Annotated in this window: 15 protein-coding genes; 5 read left to right on the forward strand and 10 right to left on the reverse strand. The window is 60.3% G+C overall.

Translation table 11 applies throughout. The annotated features are described in order from the left end of the window. Window positions 1-20: 20 nt before the first annotated feature. From ACYZTM_RS22840 to ACYZTM_RS22855, 4 genes are all read right to left on the reverse strand, one after another. Window positions 21-398: a YgaP family membrane protein gene (locus ACYZTM_RS22840; protein ID WP_131060414.1), complete on the reverse strand. Its 378-nt coding sequence runs from the start codon at window positions 396-398 to the stop codon at window positions 21-23. A gap of 92 nt (window positions 399-490) precedes the next feature. Next, the gene (locus tag ACYZTM_RS22845; RefSeq protein ID WP_131060415.1) at window positions 491-961 is read right to left on the reverse strand and encodes an RNA methyltransferase; all 471 of its coding nucleotides are present in this window, start codon (window positions 959-961) and stop codon (window positions 491-493) included. 205 nt (window positions 962-1,166) lie between these two features. Continuing rightward, window positions 1,167-1,541 carry a YajD family HNH nuclease gene (locus tag ACYZTM_RS22850; RefSeq protein ID WP_131060416.1) on the reverse strand — a complete coding sequence of 125 codons (375 nt, stop codon included), beginning with the start codon at window positions 1,539-1,541 and terminating at the stop codon, window positions 1,167-1,169. A gap of 48 nt (window positions 1,542-1,589) precedes the next feature. Next, the gene (locus tag ACYZTM_RS22855; RefSeq protein ID WP_461984789.1) at window positions 1,590-2,276 is read right to left on the reverse strand and encodes a spermidine synthase; all 687 of its coding nucleotides are present in this window, start codon (window positions 2,274-2,276) and stop codon (window positions 1,590-1,592) included. Between the two features lie 80 nt (window positions 2,277-2,356). On the opposite strand from ACYZTM_RS22855, the gene ACYZTM_RS22860 reads away from it, so the two are divergent. Next, complete coding sequence (locus ACYZTM_RS22860) at window positions 2,357-2,647, forward strand: hypothetical protein (protein WP_131060418.1); 291 nt, start codon at window positions 2,357-2,359, stop codon at window positions 2,645-2,647. On the opposite strand, the gene ACYZTM_RS22865 is transcribed toward ACYZTM_RS22860, so the two are convergent. Both ACYZTM_RS22865 and ACYZTM_RS22870 read right to left on the reverse strand, forming a co-directional pair. Further along, the gene (locus ACYZTM_RS22865; protein ID WP_461984791.1) at window positions 2,644-3,117 is read right to left on the reverse strand and encodes a cyclic nucleotide-binding domain-containing protein; all 474 of its coding nucleotides are present in this window, start codon (window positions 3,115-3,117) and stop codon (window positions 2,644-2,646) included. The genes ACYZTM_RS22860 and ACYZTM_RS22865 overlap by 4 nt on opposite strands. A gap of 188 nt (window positions 3,118-3,305) precedes the next feature. Continuing rightward, the gene (locus ACYZTM_RS22870) at window positions 3,306-5,360 is read right to left on the reverse strand and encodes a S9 family peptidase (protein WP_461984793.1); all 2,055 of its coding nucleotides are present in this window, start codon (window positions 5,358-5,360) and stop codon (window positions 3,306-3,308) included. Window positions 5,361-5,597: 237 nt separating this feature from the next. Between ACYZTM_RS22870 and ACYZTM_RS22875 the strand changes: the two genes are divergently transcribed. The 3 genes from ACYZTM_RS22875 to ACYZTM_RS22885 are packed head-to-tail and all read left to right on the forward strand — an operon-like array spanning window position 5,598 to window position 7,459. Further along, entirely contained in the window at window positions 5,598-6,095 is a 498-nt protein-coding gene (locus ACYZTM_RS22875; protein WP_131060421.1) for an MFS transporter, read from the forward strand. Window positions 6,096-6,127: 32 nt separating this feature from the next. Continuing rightward, window positions 6,128-6,904 carry a class II glutamine amidotransferase gene (locus ACYZTM_RS22880; protein ID WP_131060422.1) on the forward strand — a complete coding sequence of 259 codons (777 nt, stop codon included), beginning with the start codon at window positions 6,128-6,130 and terminating at the stop codon, window positions 6,902-6,904. Between the two features lie 12 nt (window positions 6,905-6,916). Beyond that, window positions 6,917-7,459, forward strand: a complete 543-nt coding sequence (locus ACYZTM_RS22885) for a DUF2937 family protein (protein WP_008067554.1) — start codon at window positions 6,917-6,919, stop codon at window positions 7,457-7,459. An 80-nt stretch (window positions 7,460-7,539) separates the two neighbouring features. Here ACYZTM_RS22885 and ACYZTM_RS22890 read toward each other — a convergent pair whose 3' ends face one another. The 4 genes from ACYZTM_RS22890 to ACYZTM_RS22905 form a co-directional block, all read right to left on the reverse strand. Further along, window positions 7,540-9,651, reverse strand: coding sequence for a TonB-dependent receptor (locus ACYZTM_RS22890; RefSeq protein WP_131060424.1), 2,112 nt, complete (start codon window positions 9,649-9,651; stop codon window positions 7,540-7,542). 14 nt (window positions 9,652-9,665) lie between these two features. Then, on the reverse strand, window positions 9,666-10,877 hold the full coding sequence (locus tag ACYZTM_RS22895; RefSeq protein ID WP_131060425.1) for an MFS transporter: 1,212 nt from the start codon (window positions 10,875-10,877) through the stop codon (window positions 9,666-9,668). After that, a complete protein-coding gene (locus ACYZTM_RS22900; RefSeq protein WP_131060426.1) occupies window positions 10,867-12,789 on the reverse strand; it encodes an IucA/IucC family protein in 1,923 nt (640 codons plus the stop codon). Before ACYZTM_RS22900 ends, ACYZTM_RS22895 begins: the two co-directional genes overlap by 11 nt. A gap of 111 nt (window positions 12,790-12,900) precedes the next feature. After that, window positions 12,901-13,830: a LysR family transcriptional regulator gene (locus ACYZTM_RS22905; RefSeq protein WP_131060427.1), complete on the reverse strand. Its 930-nt coding sequence runs from the start codon at window positions 13,828-13,830 to the stop codon at window positions 12,901-12,903. A gap of 147 nt (window positions 13,831-13,977) precedes the next feature. Between ACYZTM_RS22905 and ACYZTM_RS22910 the strand changes: the two genes are divergently transcribed. Next, window positions 13,978-15,264, forward strand: coding sequence for an MFS transporter (locus ACYZTM_RS22910; RefSeq protein WP_131060428.1), 1,287 nt, complete (start codon window positions 13,978-13,980; stop codon window positions 15,262-15,264). The last annotated feature ends 12 nt before the right edge of the window (window positions 15,265-15,276 follow it).

The following is a 15,276-nucleotide window of genomic DNA, read 5'->3' on the forward strand; positions in this document are numbered from 1 at the left end:
GCCTCTCCGCAACATCTGGATCAAACCCCGGTTTTAGGCGATTTCAACGAATCATTGCCCGTCACCGTAGCGGTATTGGTCGCCGCCTCGGCGTTCGCCTTCAACGTGCTCAACTCTTCCCCGGCCCGCTCGATCCTTGCCCGAACGTTGTTCATGTCCTGACGGCTTTTCTCCAGCAGGCTTTTCGCCGAGCTGTGCCCGGTAATCCCGCGAGCCAGCGCCACACCGCCAATCGCCACTTGAATCAACCCGAAAATGCCGCCGCGACGCAGGCCCTTGCCCATCATCAGCACACCACCGGCGAGAGAGCCGACGCGTTCCCAGCCGTGAACGTTTTGTTCGGAATGAGTCTGAAACGGGGTGGATTCGATGCGTTCTACGCGTTTGAGTTCGCTCATGATCTGTCTCCAGGCAGGAATGACTGCTTCAACAATAGATAGTTAAGCTGACTGCCGGAGCCGTCGGCTTGTTCCATCGAATGTGCGGTGATTCAGCGGAATTTTGCCCCGGAACGGGTATTGAGTCCCTTGGACATGCGGTCGTAGAGCACGACGTTGACCGTGGCGGCCAGGTTCATGCAACCGGTGGTCGGGATGTAGACCACGTCTTCGCACCAGTCGCGAATCTCTTGATCCAGCGAGCCGTCTTCCGGGCCGAAGATGTACAGCGCACGATCCGGGTGGGTGTATTCGGGGAGCGAACGGGCGCCTTCGACCAGCTCCACTGCGACGGGGACGCAGCCTAATGGCAGGATTTTCTTCAAATCGTCGATGCCGATCAGCGGGATGTCGTAGTGGACGCGCTTGGTGTCGGTCACGAAGTCGGCGGCACGTTCATACCGCTTGCCGGTGTAGAACACGGACGCCACGCCATAGCAGCCGGCGGCGCGCATCACCGAGCCAACGTTTTCCGGTGATTTGGGGTTATACAAACCAATGCAGCTGTACCGTTTGTCTGCCACGAGCGGGGTGCCTTCGGGAAAAAACGGCGATTATACGGGGATTGGGGGAGGGGAGTCAGATTGTAGATTGGTGGTGACTGGGAGATTGTCTTCGCGGGCAAGCCTCGCTCCTACAGGTACAGAGTCGATCACCATCTGGTGAACGACACCGATCCGTAGGAGCGAGGCTTGCCCGCGAAGAGGCCAGTCCAGCCACTGAAAACCTTCAGTCTTCTTTCTTCATCAACCCAGCCAACGCCGCAAACGGGTTATGCGTGGCCTTGGCGATTTTCGGCGTGCTCAGCGAGCCTTCGTGAAAATACTGCTGGTCGGTATACCGCGAGTGTTCGTTGTCGTGGCAATACAGGCACAACAATTCCCAGTTCGAGCCATCTTGCGGGTTGTTGTCATGGTTGTGGTCGCGGTGGTGCACGGTCAGTTCGCTCAGGCGCTTGCCGGAGAACTCGCGGGCGCAGCGGCCGCACACGTGCGGGTACATCTTCAGGGCTTTGTCGCGGTAACCCATTTCCTTGTCGCGCTGATTGTCGGCAAGGATGCGGTCCAGTTTCGACGTGTTGGTCGGAGGCGTTGACGAACTCATGGGTTCACCTTTGTAAAAGACTAATGACGGTTATGAACGGAGTTTAGCTCAGCCCTTGAGCTTCTCGGCAATCCAGATGGTGTGGCGCGTGCCTTTGTTGCCGTGGGCGAACACCTGGATTTCCTCGGCCTTGAAACCAGCCTTCTTCAATTTGTCGGAAAATTGCTTGTCGGCGCTGGCCGACCACACCGCCAACACGCCTTTGGGCCGCAGGGCCTTGGCGCAAGCGCTCAGGCCACCGGCGGAGTAAAGCCAGCTGTTGGCCCGTTGGGTCAGGCCTTCGGGGCCGTTGTCGACGTCGAGCATAATGGCGTCGAAGCCTTGTGGCTCGGCTTGCAGCACTTTGGCCACGTCTTCCATGCGAATCACGGTGCGCGGGTCTCCCAGCGGATTGCCGGCTTTCTCCCCCAACGGCCCGCGATTCCACTCCACCACGCCGGGCACCAACTCGGCGACCACCACTTCAGCGGTCTTGCCCAAATGCTTGAGGGCCGAAGCGAGGGTGAAACCCATGCCCAGACCGCCGATCAGCACCCGTGAGTTCGGCCGGCCGGCCACCTTGCGGCAAGGGATCTCGGCCAGGGCATCTTCGGAACCGTGCATGCGGGTGTTCATCAACTGCCCGCCGTCGCCGCCCTGGATCTTGATGACGAAATCCTCGCCATACTCGAACAGGCACAAGGCGCCGCCGTTTTCAGGGATAGGGGCGGTGTCGAGCAGAACGAAACGTTTCATGGAAATCTCAAATTGGGGGAAGGCAAACAGAGGCAGTTGGGAGTAGCCTGCCAATGACAACAAGGCCAACGGAGCCATTGATGAAGCGCACCATTCTAACGGTCATTGCCTTGGCCGCGCTCTCGATAACTGCAGTGCAGGCCCAGCAGTTGCAAACCATTCCGACCAGCCCGACAGCGATGCCTGGTTCACCCGGCACCGCCACGCCTACGCCGTATCCGCAAATCACCCCGACCACCTTGCCCAGGACCGGGGCCGGGAGTGGAGGCCCACCGCTGGTGCCGATCGAGATGCCCAGCCCTCCGTCCAAGGATCAACCGTTGCCGGGCCTTGAGCCAAATAGCACGAAGACCAAGTCACCCGGCGGTTAAACCTGTTGCGAGAGCAGTTGCCCGTCGGCCATGCGCAGGCGTTTGGAGAGGGCGACAGCGAGGGCGCGGATGATCTTGGCGGCGATTTTCGGCGCGTCGTTGATCATCTTTTCCAGAGAGTCCTTGCCCAGGTTCAGCAGCTGGCAATTGCTGGCGGCCACGCAGCTGGCCGAACGTCGTTCGCCATCGAGCACGGCCATTTCGCCGAACGAGCGACCGCTGCGCAAAGTGGCCATGGTCACCAATTGCCCGTCGCCGTTGGTCTTCTGCACCGACACCTGGCCGGTGTGGATGATGCACATGAAACTGCCGGCATCGCCCTCATGGAAAATCTCTTCGCCTTCGGGGATGGTGCTGATGCTGAAGTAGCCGGAAGCGGCGGCGAAGTCCGCAGGCAGCAGCTGATCGAACAGGCCGCAGTCCATCAGCCAGTCGCGGATTTCGTTGTTCAGCAAGGTCGGTTCTGACATGTTGGCACGGTCTTTTTTTGTGTCTGGTTCCGGTCCGAATCCCTTGTAGGAGCGAGGCTTGCCCGCGAAGAGGCCGTAACATCCAACATCAATGTTGACTGTGAAAATGCCTTCGCGGGCAAGCCTCGCTCCTACAAGGGCCTAGCCCCGGTGTCTGGTGTTAAGACCAGCACGCCGGGCCAAGTTCCTCAGGCAATCCCCCAAACCTTGAAAACAAATGCGTATTCGAGTGCTACGTCACGCAATCCTTGATAGCGACCGCTCATCCCGCCATGCCCGGCGCCCAGTTCGGTCTTGAGCAGCAGGGGATTGGTGTCGGTTTTGGTCGCGCGCAATTTCGCCACCCATTTCGCCGCTTCCCAGTACTGCACGCGGCTGTCGTTGTAGCCGGCGATCACCAGGGTCGCCGGATAGGCTTGCGCGGTGACGTTTTCGTACGGGGCATAGGCCTTGATCCGATCATAAACGTCCGGCTCTTCAGGATTGCCCCACTCGTCGTATTCCGTGACGGTCAGCGGCAGGTCCGGGTCGAGCATGGTGTTGAGCACGTCAACGAACGGCACTTCAGCAATGGCTGCGCCGAACAACTCCGGACGCTGATTGAGCACCGCGCCGATCAGTAAACCGCCGGCACTGCCGCCGCTGATCGCCAATTGCTGCGAAGTGGTGCAACCGTTGTCGATCAGGTGTTCGGCACAGGCGATAAAGTCGCTGAAGGTGTTGTGCTTGTGCTCCTGCTTACCAGCGCGATACCAGGCTTCGCCCAGTTCACCGCCGCCACGCACGTGGGCGATGGCAAATGCCACGCCGCGATCCAGCAAACTCAGGCGGGCGTGGGAGAACCACGGGTCGAGGCTTTCGCCATAGGCGCCGTAGCCATAGAGATACAGAGGTGTCGGCTGACCGAGTGCTTCGCGTTTGACCACGAAACTGATCGGCACTTGCGTGCCGTCGGGTGCCGTCGCCCACAGGCGCTGGCTGACGTAAGCGTCGGCGTCGAACGGGCCGAGTACCGGGGTTTCCTTGAGAACTTTCTGCTCGCCACTGTCCAGTTCAAGCTGGCGGATCTGCGCCGGACGGTTCAATGCCTCGTAACGCAGGCGGATCCTGTCGCTGACAAACTCCAGGCTGTTCTGCACATGCAGGCTGTACGCCGCATCCGGCAGTTGCACGCGGTAGCTCGGCAGGTCTTGCGGGTGGACTTCAATCACCGGCAAGCCGCCGACCCGCAGGCTCAGGGTCATCGCGCCAACGTTCAGGCTCATGCCCTCGATCATTGTGGTGTCGCTGTGAGGGATCAGGTTCTGCCAGTCGGCCTCGGTCGGCGCAACGCCGGTGTCGACGGCGGTATACAGGGCAAAGTTGATGCCGTCGCGGTTGGTACGGATGAACCAGGCCCACTCGCCGTTCAGCGTGCCGTGGTCGACGTCGTATTCATGGTCTTCAACCCGTGGCGCCAGGCAAGTAAAGGCCTGCTGCGGCTGCGAGGCGTCGAGGACCCAGACTTCGCTGGTGGTCTTGCTGCCCAGCGACAGCAGCAATTGCTGTTCGGAACTCGAGCGGTAGCAATGCAGGAAGAATCGTCCGTCCGGCTCATTGAACACTTCTTCGGCCGCCGTGCCGTCCAGTCGATAGCGCAACAGTTTGTGCGGGCGATGGGTGTCGTCCAGTTCGCCGAAAAACAGCGTCAGGCTGTCGTTGGCCCAGGTCATGCTGCCGTCGCAATCCTGAAATTCCAGTTCGCTGACACGGCCGCTGGATAATTCCTTCACGAACAGTGTGTAAATCTCATCGCCTGTGGCGTCGATGCTGTAGGCCAGGCGCTGATGATCCGGGCTGACGCTGAACGCGCCGAGGGAGAAAAAGCCGCCATTGGCCAATTCGTTCGGGTCCAGCAACAGTTGTTCCTGGCTTTCGTCAAGCTGCAGGCTGTCATCGGCCGGACGCGGGCAGCGGTAGTGTCGGGCATATTCGTCACCGGCAGTGGTGCGCGTGTAATACAGGTACGGGCCCCACGGGGAGGGCAGCGACAGGTCGGTTTCGAGGATCCGGCCCTTGATTTCCTCGAACAGGGTTTCGCGCAGCTTTGCCTGATCGGCGGTTTGCGCCTCTTGGTAGCTGTTTTCAGCATTGAGGTAGTCGAGCACCGCGTCGGTGTCGCGCTCCTGCAGCCAGGCATACGGGTCATCACCCTCGGCCTTGCGGGCGATAGGGGCGTCGGAAACGTTGGCGGATAAGGGCATAAAGGAATCTCGAACAATGTACGGAATAGGGCGCGCGCGTGTCTTGATGCCGCTGCAAATCCCTGTGGGAGCGGGCTTGCTCGCGAATGGGCCTGCACATTCAACATCTGTGTTGGCTGACACACCGCATTCGCGAGCAAGCCCGCTCCCACAGGAGTGAGGCGTAGCGGCCAGGCATTGGAGCAAGCCTGACGGGCGAAAAGTCGTTACTATAAGCGCCTCTTTGCCTGCCTTGCCATGGACACCATGACCGAGAACGACTATCTGATCGCTTGGGGCCTCTACGCCTTTGCCGCTTTAGGCTGCCTGTTGGTGTGGATGCGCATGACCCGCTGGATGTGGCGTTGGCTGCGCGAACCGCTGCGGCTGCTGGTTGCCGTGCTGCTGTTCAGCCCGACCATCATCGACCCTGTGAAGGAAAAAGTGGCCCCGGCCATCGCCATCACCGCGCTCGATCTGCTGTTCAAGGTGGGCAACAACGCCTGGCGGGCGGTTTCCGATCTGTTCATGTACGGCATGATCGCCTTCGGTATCTACCTGGTTTACGTGGCGATCCGTTTCCCGATCGAACGCGCCGCCAATGCTCGCAAGGAACAGGCAGCCACCGCCAAGGCCGCGGCCCGGGCCGACGATCCTGAAGACGATCATCCGTTCGGCGGTGCCGGCGATGACCGTTACGGTCGTCCGCCAGTGCCGAGCAACCCTCAGCGATTGCGGGTCGAACCGCGTTTGTAACCTTGCCCCTGCCTTCCATCGAGAATCCGAGCATGTGTGAGTTATTGGGCATGAGCGCCAATGTGCCGACCGATATCGTGTTCAGCTTCACCGGGCTGATGCAGCGCGGCGGCCGCACCGGTCCGCACCGTGACGGTTGGGGCATCGCCTTCTACGAGGGGCGTGGCCTGCGGCTGTTTCAGGACCCGGCGGCGAGCTGCGAGTCCGAAGTGGCGAACCTGGTGCAACGTTATCCGATCAAAAGCGAAGTGGTGATCGGGCACATTCGCCAGGCTAACGTCGGCAAGGTCTGCCTGTCCAACACGCACCCTTTCGTACGCGAGCTGTGGGGCCGCAACTGGTGTTTCGCCCACAACGGTCAGCTTGCGGATTTTGAGCCGATCAAAAGTTTTTACCGCCCCGTCGGTGACACCGACAGCGAAGCGGCGTTCTGCGATTTGCTCAACCGTGTGCGCGCAGCGTTTCCGGAACCAGTCGAGATCGAAGCGTTGCTGCCGGATCTGGTCGCCGCTTGCGCCGAGTACCGCAGCAAAGGTGTGTTCAACTGCCTGCTGAGCGACGGCGACTGGCTGTTTTGCTATTGCTCGACCAAATTGGCCCAGATCACCCGTCGCGCGCCGTTCGGCCCGGCGCGGTTGAAGGATGTCGATGTGATCGTCGATTTCCAGGCCGAAACCACGCCCAACGATGTGGTCACGGTGATCGCCACCGAACCCCTGACCGAAAACGAAACCTGGACCCGCTACGAACCGGGCCAATGGAGCCTCTGGCGACGCGGCGAATGCGTCAACCAGGGCAAGACCGAATAAGGATCTCACCCGATGTTGCTCAGTTATCTACGGCTGGTGTTGTTTGCGGCGGGCCTGTTGATCGGTGTCCAGGTGCCGGGGTTCATCAGCGATTACGCGAAACGGGTCGAAGCGCACCTGATTGAGGCTCAGACCGGCTTGAGCGGTTTTCAGGGCACGGCCAATCAGTTCTTCAAAGGCGATATGCAGGCGCTGGTCGCCCATTACCGCGCCAGCGAAGACCCGATTTTTCGCAGCGACGCCGACAGCCTGAGCACCTTGCTCACCCGTCAGTTGGCCCTCGATAAACAGTTCCAGGCCATGCAGGGCCCGTGGTACATCCGCGTCCTGCAGGTGGCGCTGGCGGCTGATCCGGATATTCGCAAGGAAACCTGGAATGGCTACAGCTACCAGATCCTGCTGACACCGGAAGCGATGATCTGGGGCATGAGTGGCGCGTTGCTGCTGTCGTTCGGCATTGAATGTTTGTTCCGACTGATCGACTGGGTGGTACTGGGCGGCAAGCGTTTGCGCCAGAGCCGGCCGATCGAAGACCGGGATGTGCGCGGCCTGTAACCCTGTAGAGCCGGCTTCCGGCGATTGCCGCGACACGGTATGCCTGGCAGATCGCATCGCTGGCAAGCCGGCTTCTGTTTTTACCAATCGACCGAGTAGCTCATGCTCAGCGTGCGGCCTTCGGCGTTGGCGTACGGCGCTCTGGCGTTGGCCTGGGTGAACAGGTTCTGGTACGTGCGGTTGGTCAGGTTGTACACGCCACCTTCAAGACGACCGACCGGCAGTTGCACGGAGCCGAGCAGGTCCACCAGCGTATAGCCTTCGATCTCGCGCCCGTTGTTGTCCTTGGCGGCGGCGTCGTAACTGGACAAATGCATGCCTTGCAGGCGCAGGGTGTAGTCGTCTTCGGTGTAGCCGACGAACAGTGTGGTCTTGGCCGGTGAGATGCGCGTAGCCGGCAGATCGATCCATTTGCCGTTCTGCTCGGTCTCGCCTTTGGCCCAGGCATAAGTGCCACCCACCGACCAGTGATCGGTCGCGCGGTAGGTCAGGCTGTTTTCGATGCCGCGAACTCGCTCTTTCTGGTTGATCAGGCGCAATACGCGATCATTGGCATCGTAGAACTGGGTCACGTCCGAGGTGTTTTCGTACACGGTGACGTCGGCCTGCCACTGGTCCCAGTTACCGCGCCAACCCAGCTCGTAACTGTCGACCTTGATGGCCTGGGCGTTGAGACTCTGGATGTCGAAGGTGCTGCTGACATCGCGCATGAAGCGCTGGATATCCGGTAGCGAGAACCCCTGGCTGTAATTGGCGAAGACATCCTGGTTTTCACTCAGATGGTAGACCGCCCCCAGGTTATACAGCGTGGCATCGTATTTGAGGGTGTCGCCGGGCAGCGTTGCACGTATGCCGGTCTGGACGATCTGACCATAAGCGATGCTGTCGGAGACGTCGCTTTCGATCCATTCACGGCGCACACCGCCACGCAAGGTCCAGTCACCGATGTCCCAGGACATCTGCCCGAACAGCGATTTGGTGGTGGTTTCGATGTCCGGGCCCAGCTCGTAGGTGGTGCCGGTCTTGGTGTAGGTCAGGCCCTTGAGCCTGTATTGATCACCTCGTTGGCGGGAGCGCTCATTATCATAGTCGGCGCCCCAGACCAGATTACCCGTGGCACTCCCGATCGCCGGCAGCGGCGTGTCGATGGCCGCGCGCAGGCCGTAGACATCCTGCACACTGTTGTTGTCGGAGATCCCGGCCCTGCCTCGCGACAGGTCCGGAAAGAACAGTGCATCGGCGCGGCGCCAGTAGCTTTCCAGTTGCAGGCCCTGACCGTAGAAGTCTTTGTCGGTGTAGTTGAGGTTGACCGCCTGGTTATGCGTATAGGGTTGATCGTCGAGTTTCAGCCCTTTGACTGCCACGGCTTGCTGGCGGTTTGTCGGGTCTTTTGTGTAACCAGTGTCCTGCTGGTCCTTGTAGTCCTGCAGCGACAGGCTAAGTTTTTTGTCGGCATCCAGTTCGTAACCGAAACGACCTTGCAGGTCATAGGTTTCGGTATCCATGTTGCTGCCCTGGGAAGTGTCTTGAGGGATGCGGTTGCCGTTGCCATCGTACTGATCGTTACGCTGGGTCAGGTCGGCGGAGACGTACCAGTCAAGGGCATCCTTGCGCCCCGTCGCACTCTGAAAGGCTTCGTAGGCGAAGCCTTTGCGGTTGAGGTTGTTGCCGCTGGTCAGACCCAGTTTGCTGCTGTAGGCAATGTCCTGGCCCTGATTGCGCTTGGTGATGATGTTGATGATGCCGCCCGAAGCACCGGCCCCGTAGATGCTGCTGGCGCCGGAGATCACTTCGATGCGTTCGATGCTGGCCGGGGCGATGCTGTTGAGCTGGCGGAAGTTGTCGCGCGTGGCGTTCTGCGATACGCCGTCGATCAACACCAGCATGTTGCGCCCGCGCAGGGTCTGACCGAAGTTGCTCATCCCGCCGCTGGACGGCGCAAGACCGGGGACCAATTGCCCGAGGATGTCGGAGACCCGGCGGCCCGCGCCGCTCTGCTCACGGACCTGTTGTTCGTCGATAACCTGGACCGAGCCCGGAATCGAAGCAATGCTCGCTTCGCTGCGAGTAGCGGAGACGACGGTGGCTTGCATGTTTAAGGTACCGGGTTGCTGCTCGGTATCCTCGGCCCAGGTCTGGGCGCTGAAGGTACCGAGCAGCGGGATCAGCAGGGAAAGCTTGGTTCGGATCATGACGTGGTCTTTTTTTAGTTGTGATTAGTGTGGGGCGATAAGGTCGAGCGGTCAGGCGCGGAGTTGAACGAGCGCACCCAGCGGATCCCGATGGCGGCTATGGCGTAGGTCAGCGCCACCAGCCAGAAACTGTGAGCCAGGCCAACCAGGCCCATGCCGATCCCGCCAAGGACGACACCGAGCAGAGCGCCAGCCTTTGCCGCGCTGTTGCCGAGGCCGAGCGCGAAGCCCTGCTGGTTTACGGAAATGGTGTTGGCGATCAGTGCATAGGCGACGGGCAGCAGGGCGCCTTGCCAGATGCCCCAGACGAGTCGACTGACGAGAAACCCCAGCCATTCGTTGGCCAATGCCGTGGCCGCCAGCGTCAGTGCACACAGCCAGGCCACGCCTTCGATGACGCGCAAGGTGTGTGCCGGCTGCCAGCGGTCGAACAGGCGTCCCCACAGCGGTGCGGAAATCGCCAGGGTCGCGGCGCTCGCCGCGTAGGTGGCGCCGATCAGCCAGCTTGGGGCATGCAGAATGTTCGCGACGTACAGCGCGTAGAACGACTGCGGCATCATCTTCGCGGCCTGAATCAACACGATCACCAACAGGATTCCACCGAGCCAGCCTTTGGGCAGGGCAACCGGTTCAACCGCTTTTTTCTTCGAGGTCCGAGCCTTGTCGGCCGGCAGGAAAAAGCTCCCCAGTGCGCACAGCAGGCAAATCACCGTCGCGCCATAACAGAGCAGGGCAAACCCCGAGACGTCCATCAGCCAGCCACCCAACACTGGGCCGATCAAGGAGCCGACGGCGGTTGCCGATTGCAGGCGGGCCAGGGTGTGACCACGTCTTGAACTGTCGCAGCAGGCCAAGGCATAGGCTTGCGCGGCAGCGAGAAAACCGGCCAATGCGCCTTGCATCACGCGAATACCCACCAGCAGCCACGGGTCGAGGGTAATGGCCGCCAACCCTTGGCACAGCGCGAGTGCCAGCAACGCCCGAACAATCATCGGTTTGTGTCCGGTGCGATCTCCCAACCGGCCCCACATGGGAGTCAGGAGCATGGCCGCCAGCATCGGACCGGCATAGACCATCGCCGATAGCAGCGCGGTGTAGCCGGCGCCTTCCGGCCCGAGCAGATGCTGGATCTGCAAGGGCCAGAACGGGCCGCTCATTTCCATTGCGCCCATGGAGACAAACTGAATGACGATCAGCAGTCGCAAGGCGCGACCGTCAGCGAGCATGGGCGTTTGGTCGCAGCGGGTTACTCAGGCGTCCGACGATGTCGGCATGACTGTCGAGCAAGCGCATGCGCATGAACGATTTGGCGGGCCAATCCTGTTCCAGCAAGGCCTGGCGCTCGCTTTCCCAACGTGCTGGTTCAACGCGCTCGCGCAAGGTCTCGAAGCACTGTGCAACGTGCGATGCCAATTTCTCCCAAAGGATAGTTTCCGGCACATTCCAGTGGCGGGCACAGAGCAAAGTCAGCTCACCGAGGTGGCACATGAAGGTGGTGTGCAGAAGCTTGTCGCGGACAAATCCGGAATCGTCATACAGGGTCATTTTCGGATCGTGCAACTGGATATCCAGACCTTTGGCGTGCAGGGTTTTACGATCGATACGAACATCGCCGAAATCACGCAATAGCAGCCGATTCAACTGCCCGTCAGCGCCCATCACCATGAAACTGTTTTGCTGATGCGCTTCGAACGCCACGCCATACATCAGGTAAATGCCCAACAGACTCGGTACGGCAATCGACAGGTAATCATCGAAGAACGCCAGCATGGCCTCGCTGTTGTCACTGCCCTGAGCCAGTTTTACCCAATCACGCAGCAGCGGTTGTTCGAATTCGTTGACGGCGAACAGGCTGCCGACCGGCACCGCCAACTCGCCTTCTTGCAGGAGGGTAAGCGGGTTGTCGCGATACAGCACGGCAGCATGCCGGGAGCGCTCGTCATCGGCCGGTAGTGGTGCGTAGTGCACGCCGATGCGCTCGGGAACGATGTTCAGCAGACGCTGAATCTGCGGCTCCTGATCGAGAATATTCAATATCAGTTGGCTGATGCGCGGCCCCATCCGGGCGGAGCGCGGCGACACGGTGCGCTGCACGCTGGTCAGTCGCAGAGCCACCGGCAGTTTGACCATCGGCGCCACGCGACTGGCCTCCGGCAGGACCGTGCGGAAGGACATGGTCGGGTGACCGGTAAAAGCCACGATGTCAGTGACGATCAGCAGGTTGTCGGCGATCTCGTTGGCGAACGAGTGCGGCAGCTCTTCATGGGCTTGCCATGGGTGCGACGGGAGCGGGAGGTAGTCCTTTGCTTCCAGACCCAACTGCTGCAAGTGGCGTTGCAATTGCTCGGCGGCCTGTGGGAAGTGACCTTGCCACCAGTCCCAGTAATCGGTAGTGCCAGCCAGCGCTTCGACGTGTGCGTACTGGCGGTGCAGGGCGCACAGGACAATCGGAAAACTCGCTTCGAATTCTGGCGAGAAAGCGATGACCTGAGCCGCGCTCAAGCCCAGTTTGGTCTTGTAGTTCGGGTGCCACGGATGGCCGAGAGTGCCCCACTGTTCGAGCAATGACGTCGGGTTCTGGTGGCTGGGGCCGGCTTTGAGCCAAGCGAGCAGATTGTCGTCGTACTCGGTATCGATCTGCTCTCTCAGGCGCTCGGTCCATCCGTGGTGAAACGCCAGGCACAGGGTGTCGTTGCTGAAGCTGTCATCCAGCTCCTTGGCCAGACGTTCCAGTACCTGCGGGGAGGCTGGCGGGTTGAGCTGAGTGCTGAGGTGAGCGAGCAGTTCGCTGGGCAACTGGATTTTTTGGGGCAGTCTGTCGGGGGTGTGCAGGACGATGCTGCCGCGTACGTCCCAGCTGTTCATTCTGCCGCCGGACAAGTGCTCGAAGCAAAGGTGCGCGCCATCGCCAAGTGGCAGCCAGCAACGGCTATTGTCGTCGTATTCGCAAGCGTCGGGGTTGATCAGACCTTCACGAAACAGCGCCTGGATCAGGCGTTGGAAGCAGCGCTGGGCGGCGGGCTCCAGCGCATTGCTCAAATGATCGAGGGTGATGCGGTGGGACTGGAAAGCCTGTGTGCCGAGGGCTTCGCTCCAGTGAGCGAGCAATTGCTGCTGTTTTTGCGTGTAGGCGCGCATCAAGCCCGACTCCGTCTGGACAATGGGTTAGCTGAAAGCGCGCAGAGAATACCTCGTTGAAAAAATAATGCAAATGATAGTGGTTCATATTTACAGTATGGGAAACGTCCTTCAGATTCTGGCCTGGGGCTTGCCCAAGACGATGTAATGCTCACCTACTTTCTGCGCATAGCGCTCCACGACGTGCTGACACAACGCAACAATCTCCTCGACCCATTCCACGCCAACCCGCCACGACACCACCACCTGCAAATTCGGCGGCCGCTGATCGATGGCCAGCAACGTCAATTCCCCTCGCGCCAATTCTTCGGCCACCAGCACCGGCGGTAACGCGCCAATGCCAAATCCGTCCCTCAGCAAACGGGTAATCGCCGACACCGAGTTCACGCAGTTGAGCCGCGGCGCCATGACCCCGCTGGCCTGCATCAGGCTCAAGATGTCCTGATGAGGGTGGGAGTTTTTCGAATAGGTGATGATCCGCTCCCGCGCCAGATCGGCGACACCTGAATACTCGCGGTTGTAGATGGAATTGCTGGCCACGATCCAGCCCATCGGATGACTGGCGAGCTCCAGGCTGCGCACGCTTTCCTGGCGCAGCAGGTCGGTTTGCAGGATCAAATCGAGAAAGCCTTTTTGCAGCTGATCGCAGAGGTTGAGCGCGGTATCGGCCACCAACTCGATTTCCACCAGCGGGTAGTGATCCATCATCTGCGCCACCAACGGGCTGAGCCAGGTGTGGATCACGGTGTCCATGACGCCAATCCTGACCCGCCCGGCCTTGCTCGAACGGGTCTCGATCGACTGCTTGAGCGCCTGCATCGTGTCCATCATCTGCTCGGCATATTCGAGCACTTTCAAGCCTTCGGGTGTCAGGCTCACGCCGCGAGAATCGCGCAGAAACAGCTTCACCCCGAGCTCACTTTCAAGCACGGCAATGCGGCTGGAAATCGATGCCTGGGTGGTGAAGAGCTTGTCTGCCGTCAGGCGGAAACTCTTGAGTCGGGCGACCCAGACAAAGGTCTCGAGAAACTTCAGGTTCATGGGATCAACTTTTTCTTATGCCTTGGCCGGGTTTTTATTAGTTGGACGCAGCAGGGCCAAGCGTCCAAAAATCGACGCATCCGGTTCCCACGATAGGCGTCGTCGGGGCTCAGAACAATACCAATAAAATTTGCACGGAGACTTGCCATGAGTGCGCCCGACACCCTCGACATCCCCAAAGCGACGGCTCGCCCGGGACCTTTCGACTGGTACCGCAACATCAATCAGCAGGAACGCCGCACTTTCTGGAGCTGCAAGATCGGCTATGGCCTCGACGGCATGGACACCCAGATGCTCAGCTTCGTGGTGCCGACCCTGATTGCCATGTGGGGCATCACCACCGGCGAGGCAGGGCTGATTCACACCAGCACCCTGATCGCCTCGGCCATCGGCGGTTGGGTGGCGGGGATTCTCTCCGACCGCATCGGTCGCGTACGTACCCTGCAACTGACTGTTCTGTGGTTTGCCTTCTTCACCTTCCTTTGCGGTTTCGCCCAGAACTACGAGCAACTACTGATCAGTCGCACCCTGATGGGCTTCGGTTTCGGTGGCGAATGGACCGCCGGCGCCGTGCTGATGGGTGAAGTGATTCGTGCCAAGGACCGCGGCAAGGCCGTGGGCATGGTGCAATCCGGCTGGGCGCTGGGATGGGGGGTGACGGCGATATTGTATGCGCTGCTGTTCTCGGTGCTGCCGCCGGAAGACGCTTGGCGCGCGCTGTTCATCCTTGGCATCGTGCCGGCGATTTTTGTGATCTTCGTCCGCCGTTTGGTCAAAGACCCGGAAATCTACCGCGAAGCCAAGGCCAAACAGGAGCCCGGCAACGCAGCGAAGTTTTACGAGATCTTCGCCCCCGGCATCCTGTTCACCACGATTCGCGCTTCGGTGCTGACCACTGGCGCACTGGGCGGTTACTACGCGATCACGTCCTGGTTGCCGACTTTTCTGAAAAACGAGCGCGGTTTGAGCGTACTCGGCACAGGCGGTTATCTGGCGATGGTGATCGTCGGTTCCTACGTCGGCTACGTCATCAGCGCGTATTTGACTGACATCCTTGGCCGTAAAAAGAACTTCATCCTGTTCGCCGTGGGCTCGTTCACCATCGTGCTGCTCTACACCCAATTGCCGGTCAGTAACGGCGTGATGCTGTGGCTGGGCTTCCCGCTGGGCTTCTTCGCTTCGGGGATTTTCAGTGGCATGGGCGCGTTTTTGACCGAGCTGTTTCCGACGCGGATTCGCGGTTCGGGGCAAGGCTTTTGCTACAACATCGGTCGGGCGCTGGCGGCATTGTTCCCGCTGCTGATCGGTTTGCTGAGCCAGACGGTGCCACTGAGCGTAGGCATCGGGGCGTTTGCGGCAGTTTCCTACGGGGTGGTGATTCTTGCGGCCCTGAGCCTGCCGGAAACCCGTGGCAAGCAACTTGAAGCCGAGTAGCTGATAATCTGC

This window comes from Pseudomonas sp. MDT2-39-1, assembly GCF_054898085.1.

Coding starts and splice junctions, on each gene's coding strand:
- ACYZTM_RS22840 (WP_131060414.1), bottom strand. CDS start 398: ATGAGCGAACTCAAACGCGTAGAACGCATCGAATCCACCCCGTTTCAG.
- ACYZTM_RS22850 (WP_131060416.1), bottom strand. CDS start 1,541: ATGAGTTCGTCAACGCCTCCGACCAACACGTCGAAACTGGACCGCATC.
- ACYZTM_RS22855 (WP_461984789.1), bottom strand. CDS start 2,276: ATGAAACGTTTCGTTCTGCTCGACACCGCCCCTATCCCTGAAAACGGC.
- ACYZTM_RS22860 (WP_131060418.1), top strand. CDS start 2,357: ATGAAGCGCACCATTCTAACGGTCATTGCCTTGGCCGCGCTCTCGATA.
- ACYZTM_RS22865 (WP_461984791.1), bottom strand. CDS start 3,117: ATGTCAGAACCGACCTTGCTGAACAACGAAATCCGCGACTGGCTGATG.
- ACYZTM_RS22870 (WP_461984793.1), bottom strand. CDS start 5,360: ATGCCCTTATCCGCCAACGTTTCCGACGCCCCTATCGCCCGCAAGGCC.
- ACYZTM_RS22875 (WP_131060421.1), top strand. CDS start 5,598: ATGGACACCATGACCGAGAACGACTATCTGATCGCTTGGGGCCTCTAC.
- ACYZTM_RS22880 (WP_131060422.1), top strand. CDS start 6,128: ATGTGTGAGTTATTGGGCATGAGCGCCAATGTGCCGACCGATATCGTG.
- ACYZTM_RS22885 (WP_008067554.1), top strand. CDS start 6,917: ATGTTGCTCAGTTATCTACGGCTGGTGTTGTTTGCGGCGGGCCTGTTG.
- ACYZTM_RS22890 (WP_131060424.1), bottom strand. CDS start 9,651: ATGATCCGAACCAAGCTTTCCCTGCTGATCCCGCTGCTCGGTACCTTC.
- ACYZTM_RS22895 (WP_131060425.1), bottom strand. CDS start 10,877: ATGCTCGCTGACGGTCGCGCCTTGCGACTGCTGATCGTCATTCAGTTT.
- ACYZTM_RS22900 (WP_131060426.1), bottom strand. CDS start 12,789: ATGCGCGCCTACACGCAAAAACAGCAGCAATTGCTCGCTCACTGGAGC.
- ACYZTM_RS22905 (WP_131060427.1), bottom strand. CDS start 13,830: ATGAACCTGAAGTTTCTCGAGACCTTTGTCTGGGTCGCCCGACTCAAG.
- ACYZTM_RS22910 (WP_131060428.1), top strand. CDS start 13,978: ATGAGTGCGCCCGACACCCTCGACATCCCCAAAGCGACGGCTCGCCCG.